Genomic DNA, 23090 nt, shown 5'->3' with positions numbered 1-23090 from the left:
TTCTATTAAAATTCGCTTTGGAATTTGTCAAATGGATTTTCTACTTTCACTTTTGGTGTACGAATTACGCGCTCTTTAGGTGTAGCTTTTGTCACCTGAGCTGATACTGGGAGTAGGGGGTTAAGCCATTGCGACAGTTTTCCTAATGCCTCCTTATCTAATGCATAATAGATGAATACACCATTTCTTCGAGTGTTTACAATTCCAGCTTCTTTTAATACTGATAAATGTCTTGAAATTGTAGGAGCAGCATAGTCGAATTGATCGAAAATGCTACTGGCGGGCATTTCGCCATCCTTCAACATTTCAATGATTTTACGCCTGGACTCATCTCCAATTGCTTTGCTAATCGCCTCGATTGTCATATAATTATTACTTATTTAGCTAAGTTAATATATTCCAATTAGATATCAAAATCAGCTAATTGACAATAAAGTCAGCATATTTAGTAGTAAAGCTAATTAATTAGCCTTTATGCTAAGTTATAATTAGTGGTATTGCTAATAATTTATACGAGTCACATTAAATATTTAGTTGTTACGCTAATTATTAGGTTTCTCGTGTAGCTGTATTTGAGAATCGCCTGTTGGTGATTTTTTTTGATTGTTTCTTGTGCTTTTCAGTAATCAAAAAAAAGAGCCATATGAAAAAACATATGGCTCCTCTTTGAATGGTTTTGGATTATTTTTTAATCCCTTACGTAGATCCGTTTTACTCTTGATGAGATGCTCGTCATCATTTCATATGGTATAGTTTGAGCTGCTTTTGCTAATGCCTCTAATTGTATTTTTCCGCCAAATACAATAGCCTCATCTCCTTCATTTACTTCCGCTATGTGGCTTATATCTACCATGCATAAGTCCATACATATACTGCCTATCGTTGGACATAATTGTCCATGTATTTCAAATAAACCTTCTCCATTTCCTAAGGTCCTACAATAGCCATCGGCATAGCCAATTGCTAAGGTTGCTATCCTCCCGTCTTCTTTGAATTGTCCTATTCTACCATAGCCTACCGTTTCACCTTTTTTTACATTTTTCACCTGTGAAACGTATGTTTTTAAGGTTAAAACATTTTCGAGTGCTTTTTTTTCTATTGGATTACCTGAAATTCCGTACATACTGATACCTAATCTCACCATATCCATATGCGCTTCTGGATAATTTTGGATTGCAGCGGAGTTTGCAATATGCCATATTGGTTTATAACCTAATCGTTCACTTATGGCTCCTGCTGCTTCTTTAAATTGAGTTATTTGGTGTAGAGTGAATTCCTTGTGTTGTGGATTTTCTGATGCTGCTAAATGACTCAATATAGTTACCACCCATAATTGGGGCATTTGGTTTAATTCGTCTAATAATTCGGGTAAATCACTCATTTCAAATCCTAGACGTTTCATTCCGGTATCTAATTTGATGTGTATTTTAATATTTTTATTTTGATTATTGCTGTAGTCATCGATTGCTCTTAGCATACTGAAATTATATATTTCAGGTTCTAGCGCATAGGATACCATTTTATCAAATTCTTCCACTTGTGGATTCATGACCATTATTGGCGTATAGATGCCATTATTGCGTAAATGTACGCCTTCGTCTGTATAGGCTACAGTTAAGTATTCAATTCCTTGTGTTTGTAATATTTTTGCTATTTCTACCGCCCCTGCTCCATAGGCCTGTGCCTTTACCATGCCCATGATTTTGTTTTTTGCTCCAAGTACTTTTCGGTAATAACTTAGGTTGTTTTGTAAAGCTTCTAAGTTGATCTCCAATTGTGTACAGTGGGACTTATTTTCAAGCGCATTAACTATTTTTTCAAAGGCGTATTTTCTTGCCCCTTTCAGTAAGATAACGGAATCTTTAATGTTGTTTAAATCTCCAGATTCTATTAATGATTCAGCTGTAGGATACGTTTCTATATGGTCAAAATGGTGTTTATTTCGATCTATTTGTGCTCCTACACCAACGATTTTTTCTATGCGTTGATTTCTAATTAATTGGGCAATACTTTGGTATAATTCTGTTTCATTTAACCCTGTTTCGATAAAATCACTAATGATTAGTACTTTCTTTTTTTCTTCATAGCGTTTGAATAAGGGAAGTGCTAATTTTAAACCATCAATGTCATTGTTATATGAATCATCAATTAGTTGATTATTGCGAATACCTTCTTTTATTTCCAAGCGCATTGAAACAGGTTTGATTCCTGTTATTGCTAAAGTAAGTTCCTCGCTTTTTATGCCAAGTACATGCGCTTGAATGAGGCAATGACTTAGATTTTCAAGAGATGCCTCATCATGAAGATTGGTTTGTACGGATAAAAAGGTCTCTGATTGGTTTCTTTTTTGAAATTTTATCTGACTACTTTTTCCTGTGATTTTCCAATATACATAAATCGATTGATTGGGGTCTTGGGTGCTCCAACTGATCAATTCGCATTCAGGATTTATTTTTTGCATTGTTTCGCCTACAATTGGACTTGTATTGGGTGTTGCCCGGTATATAAGTTTCTTTGTATGTCTGAAAAGTTTTAGCTTTTCCACGAGTTTTTCAGATTCACTTTCAAAGTTCTTGCCATGGGCTTCTCCAATATTGGTTAAAATGCCAAATTCCGGACGAATAATAGGCTCTAAACGATCCATCTCATTTATGCGCGAGATACCTGCCTCGAATATGCCTAAACGATGTTGTGAACGAATTCCCCAGATGGAAAGCGGTACCCCAATCTGTGAGTTAAAACTTTTTGGACTTCGCACAACTTGAAAGTGTGATTTTGTAAGGGTAAATAACCATTCTTTACAAGTTGTTTTACCATTTGAACCCGTAATGCCAACGACTGGAATATTATAAGCGATTCGATGTAATTGGGCAATGTGTTGTAAGGTATCGATGCTATTAGCTACAACCCAAATAGATGTATTTTGCCAGGTATTGGCCTTCTCAACTAATGGTCCATTCCAAGCAGATTTTTCTACGATAAATTCACGAACCCCTTTTTGGTATAATGATTCAATAAATTGGTGACCATCGTGATGCAAGCCGCGAACAGCAAAAAATGCGGTATCCGCTGGTTCATATATTTGCCGACTGTCTAAACTGATGTAAGTCGATTTTAACTGATTTGGTTCGTTGTGGTAAATCATGTGTAATGTTTGAACGAAGGGCTAAAATACAAAAAGGCGAGGAAACATTTCCTCGCCTTTAAAAATAAATATCTGTCAACGATTATGCGTTTAAAGCTGCTACTCCTGGTAGGATTTTTCCTTCCATGTATTCCAATAATGCGCCTCCACCAGTAGAAACATATGAAACACGATCACCGTAACCAGCATTGTTTACTGCGGATGCAGAATCTCCTCCACCAATCAACGAAAAAGCCCCATTTTCTTCAGTAGCTTTTACAACGGCATCTGCTATCGCATTTGTACCAATGGCAAAGTGTGGGAATTCAAAAACTCCCATAGGGCCGTTCCAAAGTATCGTTTTTGAATGAGCAATTACGTCTTGGAATAATTTTACCGATTGAGGTCCGATGTCTAATCCTTCCCAACCATCTGGTATTTCACCACGATTAACTATTTGGCGGTTTGCATTGTTACTGAAATCATCTGCACAAACGTTGTCCACAGGCATGATAAGATTTACACCTTTAGCTTTGGCTTTTTCGATTAACTCTTTCGCTAACTCAACCTTATCAGGTTCAGAGATTGATTTACCAATTTTACCACCTTCTGCTAGCGAGAATGTATAGGTCATTCCACCACCAATAATCAAGTTATCCACCTTATCAAGTAATCGTTCAATAATTAAGATTTTATCAGAGATTTTAGAACCTCCCATAATTGCCGTAAATGGTCGTTCAGCGTATTCTAGAATCTTTTGGGCATTTTCAAGTTCAGCTTGCATCACATAGCCTGCAACTTTTTCGGTAAAGAATTTGCCCATAACCGCTGTAGAAGCATGTGCTCGGTGTGCCGTACCAAATGCATCATTTACCCAAACATTACCTAATTGTGCTAATTTTTGAGCAAAATTTTCATCCCCCTTCTCCTCTTCTTTGTAGAATCGTAGGTTTTCCAATAATAATATTTCACCAGGCTGCAATTCAGATGCCAAAGCTACCGCATCATCTCCGATACAATCCGAAGCAAATTTTACTTTAACCCCGAACACTAAAGAAAGGGGAGTTACTAGGTGTTTTAAAGAATATTTCTCTGTTGGGCCATCTTTTGGTCTACCTAAATGCGACATTAAAATCGCAGAACCACCATCTGAAAGTATCTTTTGAATCGTAGGAATCGTTGCTTTGATGCGGGTATCATCTGTAATTTCAAACCGCTCATTAAGCGGAACGTTAAAGTCAACACGAACTAATGCTTTTTTACCAGCAAAGTTGAAATTTGAAACCGTTTGCATAAATTTTATTACTTTAGATTAATGTGATAAACCCAAAAAATATTAGGTGTACAAATATAACATCATTTCCTATATTGTTGAAAAAATCTAATTTTCTGTTGAAAATTTTGAAATTTATACCCAAATAGTCCTATTTTGTTAAATATTATTTCCCAAATGCATGGAGAACAACGTAGCTTCTAATCTTTCTCCAACGTATTATTGGGACAACTTTCAGTATGTTTTGCGGTATGTGGATAAGCATTATAAAAATTTGCTAAATCCCTTAGAATCAGCATATATTTCATCCTATCAATCGCTTTCTTTTCAAGCCCAGTGTCTTTATCTTCGACTTTCTGGAAGGAGTGTTGCTTGGTATAATCTGACAAGTTTACACTATGCTGAAATTCAGTCAATTCGAGATTCCGTAGATGAGCTAATCAAACACGGATTTATTAGCACCTATTCCGACCAGGTTATAACCATGGAGTTGTTACAAGTTATGACGAAGCAGTCTTGTATAGATTTGCTTAAATCAAGTTCAGTGGTGAATCAATCCTTCAAGGCTTTATCCAAAGCAGAGGTAATGGCTTTGTTGATTGATTTACCTCTCCCATTACAATTTGATGGTTCTGCGTGGATTAGGCCTTTGCATCTTGATAGGTATCATTTCTGTTCTTTTTTGTTTTTTGGAAGTAAAAATCGGGATTTGAAAGAATTTGTCGTACGTGATTTAGGTCATCGTCAGTATGTAGAAATTGCGGAGGAGGATTTTCAACCTTATTTTAGCTCACGTGAAGAGATTGATCATAAGTGGGAACTCAGCCTTTGGAGGGAGTGGTTTTTCGATAGTCAAGACAAATTGGAACCTAGCCTTTTGAAGGCTTCCTTGTTTGAGTCAATTATTCCAATGGCAGCTAATCTTACCGAATTGGCTCTTCCAGCGTATGAGCGATTGCTGTTTCAGGTAGGACGTTATTTTGAGCGTCAGAAACTTTTGGAAGACGCATTGATGATTTTTGAACAGGCAGGTTCAGCTCAGGCGCTGGAGCGGCGGGTGCGAATTTTAGCTAAATTAAATCGGTTAGATGAAGCAATTCATTGGGCCGATTTTGGCCAATTGTATGTTGAAAATCCTACTGAACTTCATTTTTTTCAAGATTTTTTAGCTCGACAGCTCGCTAAAAAACAAGTTAAGCAAGTAACAGCACGATTAAAAAAAGCAGATAAGCTTGAAATTGATGTTTCCTATCAGGGTAAGGTCGAACAAGGACTGATAGATTATTATCAATCTTTGGGTTTTTATGCGGCATTTTCTGAGAATGGAGTTTGGAAGAATATTTTAGGTCTCTTAACCTGGGAACTGATTTATGCAGATCGGAGTGCTGGATTTCATCATCCATTTCAATACGCCCCTACGGTTGACTTTACACAAGTAAATCCAGAAAAGTTTGCCAAATTACTTAACATGCTTCAAGATCTACCCGCGGTAATGAACCATTTGCACACAGTTGCTGATGAGCATCAGGGCGTGATTAATCCCTTGGTTGATTGGGCTCACCTCAATTGGGAATTGATTGAAAAGGTATTATTTCATGTTGAATCGGGTGCTTTGAAACAGGTTTTAGCTATGATGTGGTCGCGGTTATCAACACACGCCAAGGGATTCCCGGATTTATTTATTCAGAAAGATGATTATTATTGCTTTGTTGAAGTTAAGTCACCCAACGACCATTTATCTGCCATACAGCATTATTGGCATGATTTTTTTGCCGATTTGGGTATTCCGGTACAATTGGTTCGCGTCATTTGGAAATAAAAATTTGTTAATTGCTTGACATCATTTCGAAAAAAATATACCTTTTCGATGAATCTAAAACGTTCTGTTTTTCGGTGGCTTTGCTAAGATTCCCAAAGCATCTTATTCACCCTTTAATTTTAATGATTATGAAAGTGCAAGTACACGCCATTCACTTCAGTGCTGATCGTAAATTGTTGGATAGCATTCAAGCTAAGTTGAATAAATTAGATACTTTTTATGATCGAATAACCGGCGGAGAGGTATTTTTGAAACTTGCCAGAGGCGAAGGCAAAATGCGAGAAAAGTTATTAGAAATTAAAATTGCTGTTCCTGGTGCTATTTTATTTGTCAAGGAAACAGCTCGCTCTTTTGAAGAAGCTCTAGATTTAGCCTTAAATGCGCTAGCCGAGCAAATAAAAAGATTTAAATCTAAAATTAATCAAGTGAAAACGGATAAGCTCAGTCTTACCATTGAATAAATTAAAAGCGCCCCAATCGGGGCGCTTTTTTTATAGTATTCCCAATAAGTCTTTAAACTGGAAACCATCCTGCAAGCGCTCTTTGCCTAGTTTATGATGCTCAGCTAATGCCCATAACACGAACTCCCCAACAAAATAACGGTCTTTAGCTGATGTATCAGGTTGGTACTTTGAAATCAAAGCTTTCAGCGGTTTTAATTCGTCCAACGTAGATTGGTAATCTTTATCTGCCGCCTCATCATATAAGACCATGCCGCCATCTGAGAATATTGCTTCTAACAAATTACTGTATGGACTTTCTTCTATTTTCTTACTTAGCTTTTCAATTTTTGGGAATAAGCCGGGCAAGAATGTTTTAATGGCTGATCCAATTAATTGCTCAGCTACAAATGCGGCCCCTTCTTGCTCACCTTCATAGACAAGCTCTACTTTGCCTGTGATCGCTGGAATGATGCCCATAAAATCAGCTAAACGCACGCTCGTATGCGTTTCTTTGTTCAATAATGCACGTCTTTCTGCTGTGCTTACTAAACTTTCTAACATCGAAATGCTCATTCGCGCACTGACTCCACTTTTAATGTCAATGTATTCACTTTGACGTGCCTCAAAAATGATTTGCTCCAGTAAATCATACGCAAGATTGGGTATGTAAACGCGATCTGTTTGGGATGCATTTAAGCGCGCTTCTTGTGAGGATATTTTTCGCGCAACAGCAATACTCTCGGGATAATGGGTTAAAATTTGAGATCCTATTCGATCTTTCAATGGGGTTACGATACTCCCGCGGTTCGTGTAGTCCTCTGGATTTGCCGTAAAGATGAATTGTACATCCAATGGCAAACGCAATTTGAATCCTCTGATTTGTATATCTCCCTCCTGTAATATGTTAAAAAGGGCTACTTGAATACGCGCTTGTAAATCCGGGATTTCATTTATAACAAAAATACACCGGTTAGCCCGTGGAATCATTCCGAAATGAATGACACGATCATCTGCATAGGACAGCTTTAAATTTGCCGCTTTGATGGGATCCACATCACCTATTAAATCGGCAACGGTTACGTCCGGGGTGGCTAATTTTTCTGCGAATCGATCCGAACGATGTAACCAAGCGATAGGCGTTTGATCCCCTTTCTCTTCGATTAGGTTAATCGCAAAACGTGAGATAGGGCTCAATGGGTCATCATTGATCTCAGAACCAGCAACAAACGGAATGTATTCATCTAGTAAATTCACCATTAATCGTGCCAAACGCGTTTTTGCCTGACCGCGAAGTCCGAGTAAGTTGATGTTATGTCGCGACAAGATGGCACGTTCTAATTCCGGAATCACTGAATTTTCAAATCCATGTACACCCTCAAAAACAGTAGTTCCAGCCTGCAAGTGCTGTATTAAATTGTCCCGTAATTCATCTTTAATGGATTTACTCTCGTAGCCAGAAGCTTTTAACTCACCTAACGTGTTGATCATCTTATTTTAGTCTTTTCTTTCTATTCGTTTCGTAATCTTGAAAAATCATTTCACCTAAACCACGTAAACCTGTATAAAAGGCTTTCCCTTGATTTGCTTCTGTAAATTTGTCCACAAATTGTTGGAGATAGGAATCTCGGGCAATCATGAAAGTGGTAATGGGAATATGTAATTTACGTGCTTGGGCCGCCTGCGTGTAACATTTTTCTGTCACATAGGGGTCAAGTCCATTACTATTCATGTAATAAGTGCCATCTTTTTCCTTTACACAACTCGGTTTTCCATCCGTAATCATGAAAATCTGCTTATTGGTATTGCGTTTTCTGCGAAGTATATCCATGGCCAATTGTAACCCGGCAACCGTATTCGTATGGTATGGTCCTACTTTTAAATAGGGGATATCTTTGATTGAAATGCTCCAAGCATCGTTTCCAAAAACGAGAATATCAATGGTATCTTTCGGATATCGCGTGGTGATTAACTCCGCCAAGGCCATAGCAACTTTTTTAGCTGGAGTGATTCGATCTTCCCCATATAAGATCATGGAGTGGCTGATGTCGATCATCAAAACAGTACTCATTTGAGATTTATATTGCGTATCCTCTACCACTAAATCCTCTTCTGTTAACTCAAATTCGCCTATTCCATGGTTAATTTGTGCATTCTTTAGACTTTCAGTCAATGAGATTTTTTCTAAGCTGTCACCAAAATGATAGGATCTAAATTCACCTGTCAATTCATCTCCTTGACCAGACGCTTTGGTCTTGTGATTTCCGGCCCCACTTTTATTAAGATTTCCAAAAATGTTTTCTAATGCTGTTTGTCGGATAGCTCTTTCGGTTTTTGCTGTAATTCCCATGCCTGAACCTCCGTTTTCGTCTACTTCTTCACGAATGTATCCTTTGGCTTTAAGGTCTTCTATGAAATCCTCAATGGTGTAATTTTCATCCGTTAATTCGTACTCCTTATCTAATTCTCGAAGCCATTCTATTGCTTCATCAAAATCCCCGGATGTATGTGTGATCAGCTCTTTGAAAATACCAAAGAGTTTATCGAAAGGAGAGATGCTTTTTTCCTCAAATTCTTTAAAATAAAAACCTTTTTTACCTTTCGTGCTCATGCTTAGTTAACTCTATTAATCCTGAATTTGTTCAAATAAATTCGTATTTAAATCATAAAAAAAAGGCACTCCTTTGGAGCACCTTTAAATTCAATAGATTCTACATTTATATTCCAAATGCTGATTTAACGGCATCAACGTAATCTAATTTTTCCCATGTGAATAATTCCACTTCTTTAGTTACTTTTTGACCACCTGGACCATGGAATGTTTTCGTAACAACTTCATTCTTACGTCCCATATGGCCATAAGCAGCAGTTTCAGAATAGATTGGGTTACGTAATTTTAAACGTTGCTCAATAAAGTATGGACGCATATCGAAGATAGCTTCTACTTTACGTGCAATTTCTCCGTCAGTTAAGTTTACTTTTGCTGTTCCGTACGTATCAATGAACAAACCACATGGTTTAGCAACACCAATCGCATAGGATACTTGAACTAATACTTGGTCACATAATCCTGCAGCAACTAAGTTTTTCGCAATATGACGTGTCGCGTAAGCTGCTGAACGATCTACTTTGGATGGATCTTTACCTGAAAATGCACCACCTCCATGCGCTCCTTTTCCACCGTAGGTATCTACGATAATTTTACGGCCCGTTAAACCGGTATCTCCGTGTGGTCCACCGATCACAAATTTACCTGTTGGGTTAATGTGGTAAGTAATTGCATCATTGAACAAAGCTTGTAATGCAGGCTTTAATTTTGCCTTAACGCGAGGAATAACGATTTCAACGATGTCCTTTTTGATTTTGGCCAACATATCCGCTTCCGTAGCAAAGTCATCATGTTGTGTCGAAACAACAATGGTATCAATACGTTGTGGCGTATGATCATCACTGTATTCGATGGTTACTTGAGATTTTGCATCCGGACGTAAATAACCAATTAAGTTAGGCTCGTTATTACGGATGTAGGATAATTCTTGAAGGATTTTATGGGCTAGATCCAATGCCAAAGGCATGTAATTGTCTGTCTCTTTTGTTGCAAAACCAAACATCATTCCTTGGTCACCTGCTCCTTGCTCTTCTGGATTCGCTCGGTCAACGCCTTGATTGATATCGGCCGACTGCTCATGAATGGCTGATAAAATACCACATGAGTTAGCTTCAAACATGTATTCTGATTTAGTGTAACCAATCTTGCGGATTACCTCACGTGTAATGGCTTGCACATCTAAATACGTTGTGGTATTTACTTCACCAGCTAAAACAACTTGACCTGTGGTAACCAGCGTTTCACAAGCTACTTTAGAAGTTGGGTCAAACGCCATAAAATGGTCGATTAACGCATCTGAAATTTGGTCAGCTACTTTGTCGGGATGCCCCTCGGATACTGACTCTGAAGTAAATAAATAAGCCATTGGGTATTGGTTGTTAGATTTAAAAACGTGCAAATTTAAGATTTATATTCGGGCAAGGCAATCATTTTCTAGGAAAAGGTAGCTTAGTTAACCCGATTTTTAGTGCTGCTTGTACAAAGGGGAGGGTAGGAACGCTCGTCATTAATTTTAAATCCTCCCGCATCGTGGTTTGTTCTTCGAGAAATCGTAAAATAAGTTGGGGTTTGTTTTTTTGAAATAGCGATTCAAACACGCGGTTTCCTTTTATTTTTTGGTCTATCAAAACTTGTAGAAACACTCGATCCATCCATTTCTTGAATGGTTTTGTTTCATTCACTGGCACATCTAAATGTCTTATTTCTAAGTTGGTCACCAGTTCTTTTAATTTTCGTTGGGTCCGTAAAAAACTATACCCAGTTGTCGATTTAACAAATCCTCCCGAGGTTCCAATCTGTATGATTTTCGTATATAAATTTTGAGGTTCCGCATCCGACATGGTCATAGGGATAATACCCGACTCCTCCTCCAATATTAAATAATCATCTTCACCCAATCCATAGGCACCGAATAAATAGGCCTTTATTTGATCCAAATAATGCTGCTTTTCTTTCAGTTGGCCTGAAAAATAGGTGTGCTCAAATAATGCGATTCGATCTGAAGTTGGCAATACATAAATAAACTCACACGCTGTTGTGTGGGCGATTCTAAAATCAAATAAATGAGCTGCCTCCGGATCGAATATTGGGAAGTTGGCCTCTATGGTAATCCCCACAAAATGTTGCTTAAGATGCTGCGGATTATCAAGCTCGCAAGGAAAGGCACTAATACTGTCAAAAATCTTTTCGGTTGCGGTGAATTCACCCGCATCTGTTCGAACATTAGCAAAACGCCCTTCGTATGAAAAGCCAAGTACCTTAGTTTGAATAAACTGAATTTTTGGATTTTGTTTCAGCTCTTTTTGGATAAATGCGTACCAGGAATCACTTTGTATTTTACGATAACTAAAGGGTAGAATCGAGAATTTGTCACTCCGATTGTCGAATGAATGAAACCAAAGCTGGTCCCAGGAATGTTCGACCACCGAGTCAAAGGTTTCTAGTTGATCTGACCAATAACACCAGGTTTTATCCCGGGTATTTTTCTCAGCCTGATCTATGATTAATATCGAATCAAAGGGTATGCTACTTTGATTGAGGTAATATGCCAACGATAATCCGGCCATACCGCCACCCGCTAGGATATAGGTGTATGTAGGCAGATTATGTGTAGGCATATCGCTCATTTAAATGTGTCGTTCTGCGTGATAACTTGAACGGACTAAGGCACCGGATTCCACGTAAGCAAGCCCGCGCTTAAGTCCTTCTTCTTTGTACATCGCGAACGTATCTGGATGAATCCATTCAATGACTTCGTGGTGCATTTTAGTTGGCTGTAAATATTGTCCTAAAGTCAACACATCAAGCCCATGGGCCACTAAATCATCCATGGCTTGAAAAACTTCATCTTGGGTTTCACCCAATCCCAGCATAATGCCAGATTTATTGCGTTTCCCAAATTCTTTTGTTCGTTTGATTTGTTCCAAACTCCGCTCATACTTAGCTTGTGGACGTACATAACGGTACAAACGTGCCACCGTTTCCATGTTATGAGAAACAACTTCTTGTCCTCCTTCAATCATACGAATCAAGGCGTCCCAATTTGCCTTTACGTCTGGAATTAAGGTCTCAATAGTCGTGGCAGGTGTCGTTTCTTTGACAGCTCGCACGGTTTGATACCAAATTTCAGCTCCTTTATCTTTTAATTCATCGCGATTGACCGATGTTATTACCGCATGTTTTACTTGCATTAATTGAATCGCTTCAGCCACACGTCTAGGCTCATCCTCGTCATATTCCTGTGGTCTTCCCGTTGCTACGGCACAAAAGGTACATGATCTTGTACATACATTTCCTAAAATCATGAAGGTTGCAGTACCTTCACCCCAGCATTCCCCCATGTTTGGGCAATTCCCGGATTGGCAAATGGTGTGCAATTTATACTCATCCACGAGCTTACGTACTTTCGAATAATTCTCACCGATTGGGAGTTTAACTCGAAGCCAATCGGGCTTGCGATTTGTAGGTACTGGATTTACTTGAGGTAATTCAATCATGATTTAGGCGTTTATTGACTTTTTCCAAAGAAAAATGTTAGGTAACCAGTCGTATAAACGTTACGACCCTCGGTTTGGTTTAACATTTCGATGGGTTTACTAAAATAATCGACACAAAATCCAAGTTCCAAGCTCATGTGATTTTGTTTAAATGACTCTAATTCGAGATTTATAGCAGATTTTATGTGCCATCCCGGTATGGGTTTTATTTCAGCAATTCCCTCAAAAATACTCGCTGAGCCAATAATAAATGATTTAGGATACGAATTGTCTAAGGTTCGGGCGTAAGGGACGGCAAAAGTTGCGGTACTTGAGGTGGTGGTATTTGTGTAAGAAATATCAACATAGTACGGTTTTTGTAATCCAATGCTTGGTCCAGTTGACAAAATGCCATTTAACGCGGGACCACCTTGGGCAGATTTTTGCAATAAAGTCCAACGTTTTCCTAATTCAGGCCGAATTACAATTAGTTGATTCAACTTTCCTTCTGTATATGTTCGTCCATTAAAGGAATATGGAGATGTGAACTCTCGATAATCATTGATTGCATCCGCATCTAATTGGGCGAAAAACTGACTATTTTGGCCATTAAGCCAATATTTACGGAGGCTAAATCCACCAATAATTCCCGAGTTTGTGGTCGTAGTTATGCCCAATGCCCACGTGCTAGAAAGCTTATCTATGGGCAGTTTTGTTTTCGTTGATTTAGGTTGTTTACTCGATATTTGCAAGGTAGTTTCTGCTGACGTTGCTTTTCTTTGAGCCCAAGAGTTCAAGGAAAAAATAAAGCATAGAAGAAGCAGGGAATACCGTATCATTACAAGTGAAGTTTGATTTCATCCATTGAAATATCCAAATGAGTTGCAGAATAGCTGCATTTTCCCTGGTTTATGACCAATACTTGGGGGGATTGGTGTTCTACGTTAAATTTTTCTGCAATCAATCCTGAAATAGGTCGATATGCAATTAAGTCTAAATAATAAGCCGAAGTTTGAGTTGAACCCCAAGCCCGTTCCAATCGATTCAGCGCTGTGGATGAAATAGAACAACGTGTACTGTGTTTAAAGATTAACGTCGGCTTTGATGCAGACATATCGATAATTTCATCTAGTTGGGCTTCAGTAGTTAGGGGAATCCAATTCATTTTTTGAGGCAGTATGATGCTTATTTAGTAATTTTATTGATTCAACATCAAATTTAGTAAAAACTTGAGAGTTTGGTTGTATTCTTTTGCCTTGTTTTTATACCGACAATTGGTTCGGCTTGTTTCCTATGTGAATCCCAAAGCTCAATTATGGAATGCAGGCCAATTTGAAGTATGGGAAGGCTTAGAAAGTATCTTTTCTACGAATCAGCGACCCGTTGCCTGGTTTCATGTGGCTTCATTGGGAGAATTTGAGCAAGGGAAACCCGTCATGGAAGCCTTTCGCAGTAAGTATCCAGCCCATTTTATATTGCTTACCTTTTTTTCGCCATCAGGTTATGAGATTCGGAAAAACACATCCGGTGCAGATTATGTTTCTTATTTACCCTTGGATGGATCTTGTTCAAGCCAGCGATTTTTGGATTTAGTTAATCCTCAAATAGCCCTATTTGTTAAATATGAATTTTGGTATTTTTATTTACAGGGCTTGGCTAATCGCCAAATCCCAACCTTATTGATTTCTGCAATTTTCCGCCCTAATCAAGTTTTTTTCAAGTGGTATGGAGGTTTTTTTCGTTCACTTCTGGGCTGTTTTTCGCAAATATTTGTGCAAGATGAAGAATCAAAAAAAATGTTGGAAAAGATTAATATTCAACATGTTCAAATTGGTGGGGATACCCGCTTTGATCGCGTTGTGCAGAATTTACGTCAACCGAAACCATGGAAGGTATTGGATGAGTTTGTGGACCAACAAGCATTTATGGTCGTAGGCTCTGCCTGGCAGTCCGATATGGACGTTTTGATTCCGCTCATTAATTCAAAAGAGTTTCCCTTTAAATGGGTGATTGTACCTCATGAAATTCATCTTGAAGAGTTGAAAAAGTGGGAGTCGGCGATTCATTTGAAAACCCAGTTTTCTACTGATGCACCCCAAAAAGATGCCCAGGTATTAATCGTAAATCAAATTGGCTATCTGTCTCAAATCTACCGAGGCGCATCTTTCGCATTTATTGGTGGGGCATTTGGTATGGGATTACATAATACTTTAGAGGCGAGTGTGTTTGGGCCAACGGTATTTTTTGGTAATAAAAATTACACTAAATTTAAAGAGGCGAGGGATTTGGTCGAATTTGGTTTGGCCTACCCTGTTGAAGGTACAGCATCCCTTGCGCACAAGATGAAAGAAATTTATGATGCAGAGGATGTATTTGTCAACAAACAAGTTCAGGCGCGCACCTTTGTGGCATTGCAAGCGGGTGCAACGGATAAAATCATGAATTACTTGAACGAAAATAGCCATGGAATTAAATAAAGGACTCATTATGCGTTCGACGGGTTCTTGGTATGAAATTCGTTCGGAAACAGGAAAAGTTTTTGCGGGCAGATTAAAGGGGAAATTTAAGCTGAAGGGACCCAAAACTTCAAATCCAATAGCGGTAGGGGATCAGGTTATGTATGCGATGGAGGATATTACTAATCAGACCGTTGTGATAGAAGAAATTTTACCTCGAACAAATTACATCATTCGCAAATCAGTTCATAAGACCGCTCAAGGCCAATTAATGGCCGCCAATGTTGATCAGGCTATTTTCGTTATGACATTAAAATCACCTAAAACTTCTTTAGGCTTTTTAGATCGTTTTTTAGTTACCGCGGAAGCTTTTCGAATACCCGTTCAAATTGTCTTTAATAAAATGGATTTACTTTCAGAGGAAGAAAAAGATCAAGTTTTTGAATATGCGGCTCTTTATCAAGAACTAGGCTATGGAATATTATTTACTTCCATTCCGGCTAATCAAGGTATAGAGGAGTTTAAAGCTATTTTTCAAGGAAAGGTATCGTTAATTGCTGGTCATTCTGGTGTAGGGAAATCAAGTTTATTGAATATTGTTGCCCCGAACCTAAATATTAAAACGAAAGAAATTTCGGATTTTGCCCAAAAAGGGGTTCATACGACCACGTATTCTACCATGTGGGAAATGAATCCGGGGACCTATTTGATTGATAGTCCTGGCATCAACGAGATGGGGATATTTGAAATGGAAAAATCGGATTTAGCTCATTATTTTCCTGAAATGCGTGCCTTATTGGGAAAATGTAAGTTTAATAATTGCCTTCATTTATCTGAACCAGCGTGTTCGGTGCGTAAGGCTGTAGATGAAGGGGATATTTCCACAAGTCGCTATTTAAGTTATTTAAGTATATTCGAAAATGAAGACAACCGACGCTAATTTATGGGGTATTGATTTAGGAGGCACCAAAATTGAATGTGCCGTCCTGAACGCAGCAAAACCATCAGAAGTTTTGATTCGTGAACGAATAGATACAGAAGCTGGCCAGGGCTACGAGCATATCTTAGCGCGGGTAAAGATTCTTGTGGATATCGTTTCTTCTAAATTGGGTCAGCGTCCTACACATATTGGCTTTGCCACCCCTGGCGTTTTAAATCCGAGGACTCAAACCATGAAAAACTGTAATACGGTTTGCATGAATGACCAGCCAATGGCTAAGGATTTGGCGCAAATTTTAGCTTGTGAGGTTAAATTGGCGAATGATGCCAATTGCTTTGCCTTGGCTGAAACCTTATTGGGCGTTGTTCAAGAAGTCAATCCATCAGCTGAAATGGTATTTGGTATCATTATGGGTACGGGTGTTGGCGGTGGACTAGTAGCGCACGGCAAAGTAGTTCAAGGGCTACATGGTATCGGAGGCGAGTGGGGACATAACATTTTAGAGGAAGGTGGTACACCTTGCTATTGTGGTAAGGCTGGTTGTGTTGAACATGTTATTTCAGGGCCGGCATTGGAGCAGTTTTATTTCAATCAAACCGGTGAATCTAAACGCATGCCCGAAATTATGCGGCTTTATGCGGCTAAATCTGACCCGGTTGCTGAAGCTACTGTGGAACGCATGTTGGAAAATTTCGGTCGGGCAGTATCCACGCTTATCAATGTCATTGATCCTGATGTTATTGTCGTAGGTGGGGGTTTAGGGAACATCGATTTGCTCTACACCGAAGGATATGACCGCATAAGGAAATATATATTCAATTCAAGAGAAGTCTTAACGCCAATTGTTAAGCCCAAACTTGGCGATAGCGCAGGGGTTTTTGGTGCAGCCATGTTATTTGCCTAAACCTTCAAGAACCACTTTTTGCGGTAGAAAATATAACATAGAGTCCAGCAAACAAGCATGAAGCTGATTGCAAATGCCAATGAGCCGTTGTATTTTCCAAATATGGGTTCAAAAAAATGCCAATAAGACCATGAGGGTAGGTCGGTAACGCCATTGCTTTCTGTTACCTCTATTTTTCCCATTTGGATGGTTAATACTTCGGATATCGCATATGCAAGAATTGAATTCTTCCCAAATACTAGGAAGAATGTATTGGCAAAAGGACGTGCTTTTGTTTCCACCCACCAACTTATTAATCCGATAAGGATGAAGTCAATACCTGCACAAAGCAGCACAAATGAACTAGTCCAAAGCTTTTTGTTGATTGGAAAGGCCTTATCCCATAGTATCGCAATGCCTATGAGGATCAGGCCGTATACCAATAAATTAGGTAAGGGCGATCTATTTATAGCTTGCTGTTTTTCAAGGAAAATACTAGCTTGGTAACCCAACAAACAGGTTGAAATGGCAGGTAATGTGCTTAAAAGTCCTTCCGGATCAAAAGGAATTCCATTGCCGTCATATAGATGATTTGGGCCGAACAAAAACAAATCCAATTTTAACACGGCATTGGATCCGAGTTCATACGGTACACCAGTATCACCAAAATAGAACATAATGGCCCAGTAACTAAGTAAAATCAGGATATTTATGCGTGTGAGCCATTGATTTGAAAATCCCAAGGTAATAAAAGAAACGGCACAATATGAAAGTGCGATTCTTGGCAATACATTTAAGAATCGCAATTTTTCAAAAGAAAAGTCTGTAAAGGGGAAGTAAAAAATCACGTAATTAATCAAGAAAAGTAAAATCGTCCGTTTAATGATTTTACTTTTTACAAGTGGTGTCAATGTGTAATTATGTGCCTTGAAAGAAAATCGCATGGCTACACCTACCATGAATAAAAAGGTGGGGAAAACGAGGTCTGTAGGGGTAAATCCATGCCAGTCAGCATGTTTCAGTGGTCCATATGTAAAGTCGCCATTCCCTGAAGTATTAACTAAAATCATACTCGCCAAAGTTATCCCGCGGAAAATATCCAATGATAAAAATCTTGACTTCATTATTTATAGGTTTAGTAATACAGGTATGGCTTGAACACCGTTATCTGATGTAAATCTAAAATAATATTTTCCAGAAACGAAAGGCGGAAGGAAAATTTCTGCCTTCGGGGGGATATTGGTAAGTGTTTGGATAACAGCACCTTGTGGTGATATGATTTCTAGGTTTACCAAACCTGAGGCATGATGTTCTATCTGTATGGCTTGGCCAGTGCTTGTTGGGTTAGGGAATATTTTAATATTTTCAACTCTTTGTGGTTCATTTCCCAATATGGGGTTAATTATCTTGCTTGCACGTTCAAAATGCGGAATTCCATAGCCTAATAAATTATCAGGGTTAAGCGTTAAAGTACCTGATTTACGCATTCCTTGCATGATTTCCCATGCATTCTTTGTGGGATGAGCTTGAACTAGACCTGCTGCTAAACCTGCCATTAAAGGTGCGGAAAAGGATGTTCCATTCACGTTTGAAATATTTCCGTTGGAAAGGCTTACAACCGTACCAAGGCCCATCGCGGAGACGTCTGGTTTGATTCTTTTATCAAAGCTAGGCCCCGTGGAGCTGAATGATGCTCTTAATCCAGAACGATCTACAGCTCCTACGCTTAAAATGGAATCTGCATCTGCTGGGGATGAGATGAATTTCCAGTTCCCAGCCCCTTCATTCCCCGCCGAAATGGTGCAAATGATACCTCGTCTACTCGCCCATACAGCAGCTAATGTGCTTAGTGCTGTTTTTCCGTTCATATCTTGGTAAGCGTGGTCATAAATGGGGTTGTCAAATTTTGTATATCCAAGCGAGGAATTTAAAATATCGGTTCCCAAACTATCTGCCCATTCAGCTCCTCGAAGCCAATTAGCCTCTTCGACGAGTAATTCATGTTGGCTTTCCTCTGTCTGCGCCAGTGCAAATTTAGCCATATAAGCTGTTCCAAAAAGTTTCCCTGGAACTTGCGCTGCTATGGTACCTAATACGGCTGTGCCATGGGAACCTGATTCGTATACCGACTTTCTTGTTGGGTCAGTAGTTAAGGTTGCTGAAATTCTTTTTTCTTGATATAAAGCGGCAAGCGCTTGAATCTTATTAGCATCTAAAAAGCCATCATCTAATAAACTAATTAGGATATTTTCTCCTCGAAATCCCGATTTATGCATGGCATCGACACCCAATTGAGTTATTTGAGTCATGGATGTACCATAATCTGGTTGGGCATCAGTAATTATCGTACGGTTTAAGGTGTTTTTTAATTGATTTGGCAGGGAATCCAAGGCCATATTTTTGTAGTATCCCTTTACGAAGCTTAAATTTAATATGCTTTTTAGGGTTGTTTGATCCATTTTGACAACCGCGCCATTAACCCACTTTAGTGGATAGAGTACTTGAGCACCTTGGGCAGTTAATTGGTTTAGGTAGGTTGGATTAACAGGTAAATCTTGTTCATTAACTTTGATTTTCATTTTAGTCCGCCTTTCAATGGCACGCGAACTTAAGAATAACTGAGGCTGGGTTACAGCGTATCCGTTGTTCTTTTTGTCTTTGAATAATACCAAATACCGAAATTTAGTTGCTTGAGAATATGCGCCTTCATTTAGGAAAAATGTCAAATACAGGTAAAGAAGATAAAAAAGGGTTGCTCTTTTCATTTGGTCTAATTTACCTATATTTGGGTTGAATTTGAACAATTAATGCGATTTATTCGTTTAAATTCTTTCGAAACCATAGGTAATGCGCACATTTATTCAACGTAGCATATTATACTTTTTAGTTGCTTGGCTTTTCGTGTCAAGTGTAGGTTTATCGTGGACACAATCTACCTGTGTATTTACGGGTGTTCAAAAATCTTCCTGGAGCTCCAAGGTACGTTGTTGTCAGAATTCCAAATCTGGAGGAAATTCGGGTAAATCATTCTTATCTCGCGCATCTTGCTGTCACCATAAGCATTTTCAGGTTAAGCAACAGGTATCTGTTTTTCAAAAGAAGGAATCGCAAATCATTTCATCAGTAACTTTTTTTTCGCGTGAGGCATTTAGCCATGCGATTATAAATTGGCTAATTGTAAAGGTCGATTACCGTCAGCTTCCTCAACCCCTTCACCCATCGTCTGGTAGGGCATATTTGCAGATTTATTTGATTTAGGAATTTGGACAATCTTTTTTGTTCACCTTAATTTTCGCTAAATCATGTTTATTCGATATCTATTTATTTTTTTGCTGTTTTGCTCGCAGGTATGGGCTCAAGAAATTACCGGCCGGGTAATGAGTTTGGATGATGCTGGTAAGATGGAAGATTTGCCAGGTTCAACGGTATTTTATGTTCCTGATAGTCAGGGTGGTATCGTAGGTGCCAATGGCATGTTTTCCATCAAAGTACGCCAGTTTCCTGGTTGGTTGCGCATCCGTTCGGTTGGCTTCGCTCCTGATTCGGTTTGGGTTACCAAACCGCAATTTTTTCATGTCCATTTACGTGCGAACGGCGCCGAGTTAAGTGAGGTTAAAGTGGTAGCTAGTCCCGGTGGGCACGATATGCAATCGATTCAGAGTAGAGAGATTCTAACGATGAAAACCTTGGCTAAAGCCGCTTGCTGTAACTTGTCAGAAAGTTTTGAAACTAATGCGAGTGTATCTGTGAATTTTACGGACGCGGTTACTGGCGCTAAGCAGATATCATTATTGGGCCTTTCGGGCACCTACGTACAAACCCAGGTAGAAAATGTGCCGTCGATTCGTGGTTTAAAGTCAACTTTTGGTTTGAATTACATTCCAGGCACTTGGATTCGATCCATTGATTTGGCTAAAGGCCAAAGTTCCGTGGTGAATGGCTATGAATCGATGACCGGAGCGATAAACATGGAATTAGCAAAGCCTGATACTTCAGAAGTTTATTTTTTGAATGCTTATGGGAATTCGCAAGGACGTTTTGAGGTGAACCAACAAGCTGCGCATAAATTTAATGGGAAACTTTCCACGGCATTGTTGACGCATTATTCCCAACAAGTATCCCGACTAGATGGGAATAAAGATGGATTTATGGATTTGCCTTTGTTTAATTTGGTCAATGTGATGAATCGTTGGAAATATGCAAGTGACAAGTGGATGGTGCAATGGGGGGGCGGCTATTTGCACGAACAACGTGTGGCAGGACAGATGAATTTCGAGGAAAAAACGTCTAATCGGTACTTTGTGTATGGTTTTGGAAGTGCAACCACGCGATTTGAGAGCTTTGCCAAAATAGCTCGCTTATTTCAAACCAAACCTTGGAAAGGTTTGGGGCTTATTTTGTCGGCTGCCGACCATCGAAACGATTCCTATTTTGCGTTTAAGCAATATTTGGGTCGTGAGCAAAGTGTATTTGGTAATTTAATTTATCAATCCATCATTGACAATACGAATCATACTTGGAAGGCAGGTTCTAGCTTTTTGTATGATGCTTACCAAGAACGTTACCTTGATTCTACCTATGCACGAACGGAACTCGTTCCGGGATTTTTCGGTGAATATATCTGGACAATTCCGAATCGATTTACTTTGGTACTAGGAAATCGCGTTGATTTTCACAATCAATTGGGAACAAAATGGGTACCACGTGTGCACGCCAAATGGGATATTACGCCAACATGGTTAGCTCGTGCCTCTGTGGGCAAAGGCTGGCGCCGAGTAAATCCATTAGCGGAAAACATGGGATTCTTGGCGAATGCGAGGTCGATCAAATTAGTCGGGGATCTTAATCCATTAGAAGAGGCATGGAATTATGGATTCTCATTGTCGCACGAATTCCAGTTGGCCAACCGCAAAGCGAATCTCGTTTTCGATTATTTCCAAACTGATTTTACGCATCAGTGGATCGTAGACATGGAAATTGCCCACGCCATTCGCATGTACTCGAATCCAGGGGCGTCCTATTCAAAAAGTGCCCAAATTGAATTTAATTATAGCCCATTGCCGCGCTTGGAATGGAAAGCTGCCTATCGCTTCCAAGATGTGGCATCCGATTATTTGTCAGAAAGTGGAGGTCTAAGGCGTTTGTCTAAACCATTTTTGAATCGGGATCGTGTGCTTGTCAACTTAGCTTATGCGACTAAATATGATATTTGGAAGTTTGATTTGACTTGGCAGTGGAGTGGACCGCGAAGAATTCCAAATGCCTATGTGCATGCGGGTGATGCGCCAGAGGTGAACGCGCCAGCCTTTTCGATGGTTTATGGACAAGTAACACGTCAATTTAAACATTGGGAAATGTATGTAGGTGTAGAAAATCTATTTAATTTTACGCAAGCAAATCCTATCATGGGGGCAGCTGACCCTTTTGCAAGGGGATTTGACGCGACCATGGTTTGGGGGCCCATAGCTGGGCGCATGGTTTACACAGGATTACGTTATAAAATCAACTAAAAAATAATATGAAAAAATTCATTTTGGTTTCCGGAATGGTTTTTGCAATGTTTGGAACATTTGCACAAACACAAGAGTCGAAAAAAACGAAAACAGAACAGAAAAAAGAAGTGTATCAGTGTCCTATGAAGTGCGAAGGGACTAAAACTTATGCGAAAAAAGGGAAGTGCCCTGCGTGTACCATGGATTTAAAAGTTGTCAAAAAATAGTTTAGGCTTCCCAGGCTGAAGCCTGGGGTTAAATAAAATAGAATGAAAACAATATTATTAGTGCTGCTCTTCGGATTTTTAGCAGGACCAACACAAACCGTAAAGATTAAAACATCGGCTATTTGTGAGATGTGCAAGGAGCGCATCGAAAAGAATTTAGCGTTGACTAAAGGGGTTGAAAAATCTGATTTGAATCTCGAGGATCAGTCCAACATCACCGTAGTCTACAATCCAGACAAAATTGATGTAGCGAAAATCAAACAAGTGATTGCAGAAACAGGCTACGATGCCGACGATGTTAAAGCAGTTAAAAAGAGTTACGAGAAACTCCCGAATTGCTGTAAAAAGTAAA

General features: G+C 39.1%; 21 protein-coding genes. 9 read left to right on the top strand and 12 right to left on the bottom strand.

All coding sequences use genetic code 11. From position 1 onward, the window contains the following. Window positions 1-5: 5 nt before the first annotated feature. The 3 genes from ACIQZ2_RS06600 to ACIQZ2_RS06590 all read right to left on the bottom strand — a co-directional run bounded on the left by ACIQZ2_RS06600 (window position 6) and on the right by ACIQZ2_RS06590 (window position 4418). Complete coding sequence (locus ACIQZ2_RS06600; RefSeq protein WP_395768061.1) at window positions 6-365, bottom strand: ArsR/SmtB family transcription factor; 360 nt, start codon at window positions 363-365, stop codon at window positions 6-8. A gap of 323 nt (window positions 366-688) precedes the next feature. Then, the gene (locus tag ACIQZ2_RS06595; RefSeq protein ID WP_395768060.1) at window positions 689-3145 is read right to left on the bottom strand and encodes a bifunctional UDP-N-acetylmuramoyl-tripeptide:D-alanyl-D-alanine ligase/alanine racemase; all 2457 of its coding nucleotides are present in this window, start codon (window positions 3143-3145) and stop codon (window positions 689-691) included. Between the two features lie 82 nt (window positions 3146-3227). Next, window positions 3228-4418 carry a phosphoglycerate kinase gene (locus tag ACIQZ2_RS06590; protein ID WP_395768059.1) on the bottom strand — a complete coding sequence of 397 codons (1191 nt, stop codon included), beginning with the start codon at window positions 4416-4418 and terminating at the stop codon, window positions 3228-3230. A gap of 160 nt (window positions 4419-4578) precedes the next feature. Here ACIQZ2_RS06590 and ACIQZ2_RS06585 point away from each other — a divergent pair, with 160 nt between their 5' ends. Continuing rightward, complete coding sequence (locus tag ACIQZ2_RS06585) at window positions 4579-6216, top strand: VRR-NUC domain-containing protein (protein WP_395768058.1); 1638 nt, start codon at window positions 4579-4581, stop codon at window positions 6214-6216. Between the two features lie 128 nt (window positions 6217-6344). Further along, window positions 6345-6677, top strand: a complete 333-nt coding sequence (locus ACIQZ2_RS06580) for an HPF/RaiA family ribosome-associated protein (protein WP_395768057.1) — start codon at window positions 6345-6347, stop codon at window positions 6675-6677. A 30-nt stretch (window positions 6678-6707) separates the two neighbouring features. Here ACIQZ2_RS06580 and ACIQZ2_RS06575 read toward each other — a convergent pair whose 3' ends face one another. The 7 genes from ACIQZ2_RS06575 to ytxJ all read right to left on the bottom strand — a co-directional run bounded on the left by ACIQZ2_RS06575 (window position 6708) and on the right by ytxJ (window position 13905). Then, the gene (locus ACIQZ2_RS06575; protein WP_395768056.1) at window positions 6708-8147 is read right to left on the bottom strand and encodes an AAA family ATPase; all 1440 of its coding nucleotides are present in this window, start codon (window positions 8145-8147) and stop codon (window positions 6708-6710) included. Window position 8148: 1 nt separating this feature from the next. Next, on the bottom strand, window positions 8149-9267 hold the full coding sequence (locus tag ACIQZ2_RS06570; RefSeq protein WP_395768055.1) for a VWA domain-containing protein: 1119 nt from the start codon (window positions 9265-9267) through the stop codon (window positions 8149-8151). A gap of 106 nt (window positions 9268-9373) precedes the next feature. After that, entirely contained in the window at window positions 9374-10630 is a 1257-nt protein-coding gene (gene metK / locus ACIQZ2_RS06565; RefSeq protein WP_395768054.1) for a methionine adenosyltransferase, read from the bottom strand. Between the two features lie 61 nt (window positions 10631-10691). After that, window positions 10692-11882, bottom strand: coding sequence for a lycopene cyclase family protein (locus ACIQZ2_RS06560; RefSeq protein ID WP_395768053.1), 1191 nt, complete (start codon window positions 11880-11882; stop codon window positions 10692-10694). Window positions 11883-11891: 9 nt separating this feature from the next. Next, on the bottom strand, window positions 11892-12761 hold the full coding sequence (gene lipA, locus ACIQZ2_RS06555) for a lipoyl synthase (protein WP_395768052.1): 870 nt from the start codon (window positions 12759-12761) through the stop codon (window positions 11892-11894). Window positions 12762-12772: 11 nt separating this feature from the next. Then, window positions 12773-13579: a hypothetical protein gene (locus ACIQZ2_RS06550; RefSeq protein ID WP_395768051.1), complete on the bottom strand. Its 807-nt coding sequence runs from the start codon at window positions 13577-13579 to the stop codon at window positions 12773-12775. Further along, a complete protein-coding gene (ytxJ, locus tag ACIQZ2_RS06545) occupies window positions 13579-13905 on the bottom strand; it encodes a bacillithiol system redox-active protein YtxJ (RefSeq protein ID WP_395768050.1) in 327 nt (108 codons plus the stop codon). Before ytxJ ends, ACIQZ2_RS06550 begins: the two co-directional genes overlap by 1 nt. Before the next feature lie 64 nt (window positions 13906-13969). On the opposite strand from ytxJ, the gene ACIQZ2_RS06540 reads away from it, so the two are divergent. From ACIQZ2_RS06540 to ACIQZ2_RS06530, 3 genes are read left to right on the top strand one after another with little or no spacing between them, the layout of a single operon-like run. Then, window positions 13970-15217, top strand: a complete 1248-nt coding sequence (locus ACIQZ2_RS06540; RefSeq protein ID WP_395768049.1) for a 3-deoxy-D-manno-octulosonic acid transferase — start codon at window positions 13970-13972, stop codon at window positions 15215-15217. Then, window positions 15204-16136, top strand: a complete 933-nt coding sequence (gene rsgA, locus ACIQZ2_RS06535) for a ribosome small subunit-dependent GTPase A (protein ID WP_395768048.1) — start codon at window positions 15204-15206, stop codon at window positions 16134-16136. Before ACIQZ2_RS06540 ends, rsgA begins: the two co-directional genes overlap by 14 nt. Beyond that, entirely contained in the window at window positions 16117-17040 is a 924-nt protein-coding gene (locus ACIQZ2_RS06530; RefSeq protein WP_395768047.1) for an ROK family protein, read from the top strand. The genes rsgA and ACIQZ2_RS06530 overlap by 20 nt, the downstream gene beginning before the upstream one ends. On the opposite strand, the gene ACIQZ2_RS06525 is transcribed toward ACIQZ2_RS06530, so the two are convergent. Together ACIQZ2_RS06525 and ACIQZ2_RS06520 are read right to left on the bottom strand one after the other, a co-directional pair. Then, window positions 17037-18143, bottom strand: coding sequence for an acyltransferase family protein (locus ACIQZ2_RS06525; protein WP_395768046.1), 1107 nt, complete (start codon window positions 18141-18143; stop codon window positions 17037-17039). The genes ACIQZ2_RS06530 and ACIQZ2_RS06525 overlap by 4 nt on opposite strands. A 3-nt stretch (window positions 18144-18146) precedes the next feature. After that, complete coding sequence (locus ACIQZ2_RS06520; protein ID WP_395768045.1) at window positions 18147-19598, bottom strand: S8 family peptidase; 1452 nt, start codon at window positions 19596-19598, stop codon at window positions 18147-18149. A 268-nt stretch (window positions 19599-19866) separates the two neighbouring features. On the opposite strand from ACIQZ2_RS06520, the gene ACIQZ2_RS06515 reads away from it, so the two are divergent. Genes ACIQZ2_RS06515 through ACIQZ2_RS06500 form a run of 4 tightly spaced genes read left to right on the top strand, consistent with a single transcriptional unit; the run spans window position 19867 to window position 23089 of the window. Next, window positions 19867-20277 (top strand): hypothetical protein, encoded by a 411-nt coding sequence (locus tag ACIQZ2_RS06515; RefSeq protein WP_395768044.1) that lies wholly within the window; start codon window positions 19867-19869, stop codon window positions 20275-20277. A gap of 44 nt (window positions 20278-20321) precedes the next feature. Beyond that, window positions 20322-22529, top strand: a complete 2208-nt coding sequence (locus ACIQZ2_RS06510; protein ID WP_395768043.1) for a TonB-dependent receptor domain-containing protein — start codon at window positions 20322-20324, stop codon at window positions 22527-22529. A gap of 8 nt (window positions 22530-22537) precedes the next feature. Then, window positions 22538-22738, top strand: a complete 201-nt coding sequence (locus ACIQZ2_RS06505; RefSeq protein WP_395768042.1) for a heavy metal-binding domain-containing protein — start codon at window positions 22538-22540, stop codon at window positions 22736-22738. A gap of 42 nt (window positions 22739-22780) precedes the next feature. Beyond that, entirely contained in the window at window positions 22781-23089 is a 309-nt protein-coding gene (locus ACIQZ2_RS06500; RefSeq protein WP_395768041.1) for a heavy-metal-associated domain-containing protein, read from the top strand. The last annotated feature ends 1 nt before the right edge of the window (window position 23090 follow it).

Source organism: Aquirufa sp. (genome assembly GCF_044342065.1).
GTDB lineage: Bacteria > Bacteroidota > Bacteroidia > Cytophagales > Spirosomataceae > Aquirufa.
This window is presented reverse-complemented; position numbering and strand designations above follow the sequence as displayed.

What these genes read in the sequence shown, in the direction of transcription:
- ACIQZ2_RS06600 (WP_395768061.1), bottom strand. Translation starts at nt 365, where the DNA reads ATGACAATCGAGGCGATTAGCAAAGCAATTGGAGATGAGTCCAGGCGT.
- ACIQZ2_RS06595 (WP_395768060.1), bottom strand. Translation starts at nt 3,145, where the DNA reads ATGATTTACCACAACGAACCAAATCAGTTAAAATCGACTTACATCAGT.
- ACIQZ2_RS06590 (WP_395768059.1), bottom strand. Translation starts at nt 4,418, where the DNA reads ATGCAAACGGTTTCAAATTTCAACTTTGCTGGTAAAAAAGCATTAGTT.
- ACIQZ2_RS06585 (WP_395768058.1), top strand. Translation starts at nt 4,579, where the DNA reads ATGGAGAACAACGTAGCTTCTAATCTTTCTCCAACGTATTATTGGGAC.
- ACIQZ2_RS06580 (WP_395768057.1), top strand. Translation starts at nt 6,345, where the DNA reads ATGAAAGTGCAAGTACACGCCATTCACTTCAGTGCTGATCGTAAATTG.
- ACIQZ2_RS06575 (WP_395768056.1), bottom strand. Translation starts at nt 8,147, where the DNA reads ATGATCAACACGTTAGGTGAGTTAAAAGCTTCTGGCTACGAGAGTAAA.
- ACIQZ2_RS06570 (WP_395768055.1), bottom strand. Translation starts at nt 9,267, where the DNA reads ATGAGCACGAAAGGTAAAAAAGGTTTTTATTTTAAAGAATTTGAGGAA.
- metK (WP_395768054.1), bottom strand. Translation starts at nt 10,630, where the DNA reads ATGGCTTATTTATTTACTTCAGAGTCAGTATCCGAGGGGCATCCCGAC.
- ACIQZ2_RS06560 (WP_395768053.1), bottom strand. Translation starts at nt 11,882, where the DNA reads ATGCCTACACATAATCTGCCTACATACACCTATATCCTAGCGGGTGGC.
- lipA (WP_395768052.1), bottom strand. Translation starts at nt 12,761, where the DNA reads ATGATTGAATTACCTCAAGTAAATCCAGTACCTACAAATCGCAAGCCC.
- ACIQZ2_RS06550 (WP_395768051.1), bottom strand. Translation starts at nt 13,579, where the DNA reads ATGATACGGTATTCCCTGCTTCTTCTATGCTTTATTTTTTCCTTGAAC.
- ytxJ (WP_395768050.1), bottom strand. Translation starts at nt 13,905, where the DNA reads ATGAATTGGATTCCCCTAACTACTGAAGCCCAACTAGATGAAATTATC.
- rsgA (WP_395768048.1), top strand. Translation starts at nt 15,204, where the DNA reads ATGGAATTAAATAAAGGACTCATTATGCGTTCGACGGGTTCTTGGTAT.
- ACIQZ2_RS06530 (WP_395768047.1), top strand. Translation starts at nt 16,117, where the DNA reads ATGAAGACAACCGACGCTAATTTATGGGGTATTGATTTAGGAGGCACC.
- ACIQZ2_RS06525 (WP_395768046.1), bottom strand. Translation starts at nt 18,143, where the DNA reads ATGAAGTCAAGATTTTTATCATTGGATATTTTCCGCGGGATAACTTTG.
- ACIQZ2_RS06520 (WP_395768045.1), bottom strand. Translation starts at nt 19,598, where the DNA reads ATGAAAATCAAAGTTAATGAACAAGATTTACCTGTTAATCCAACCTAC.
- ACIQZ2_RS06515 (WP_395768044.1), top strand. Translation starts at nt 19,867, where the DNA reads ATGCGCACATTTATTCAACGTAGCATATTATACTTTTTAGTTGCTTGG.
- ACIQZ2_RS06510 (WP_395768043.1), top strand. Translation starts at nt 20,322, where the DNA reads ATGTTTATTCGATATCTATTTATTTTTTTGCTGTTTTGCTCGCAGGTA.
- ACIQZ2_RS06505 (WP_395768042.1), top strand. Translation starts at nt 22,538, where the DNA reads ATGAAAAAATTCATTTTGGTTTCCGGAATGGTTTTTGCAATGTTTGGA.
- ACIQZ2_RS06500 (WP_395768041.1), top strand. Translation starts at nt 22,781, where the DNA reads ATGAAAACAATATTATTAGTGCTGCTCTTCGGATTTTTAGCAGGACCA.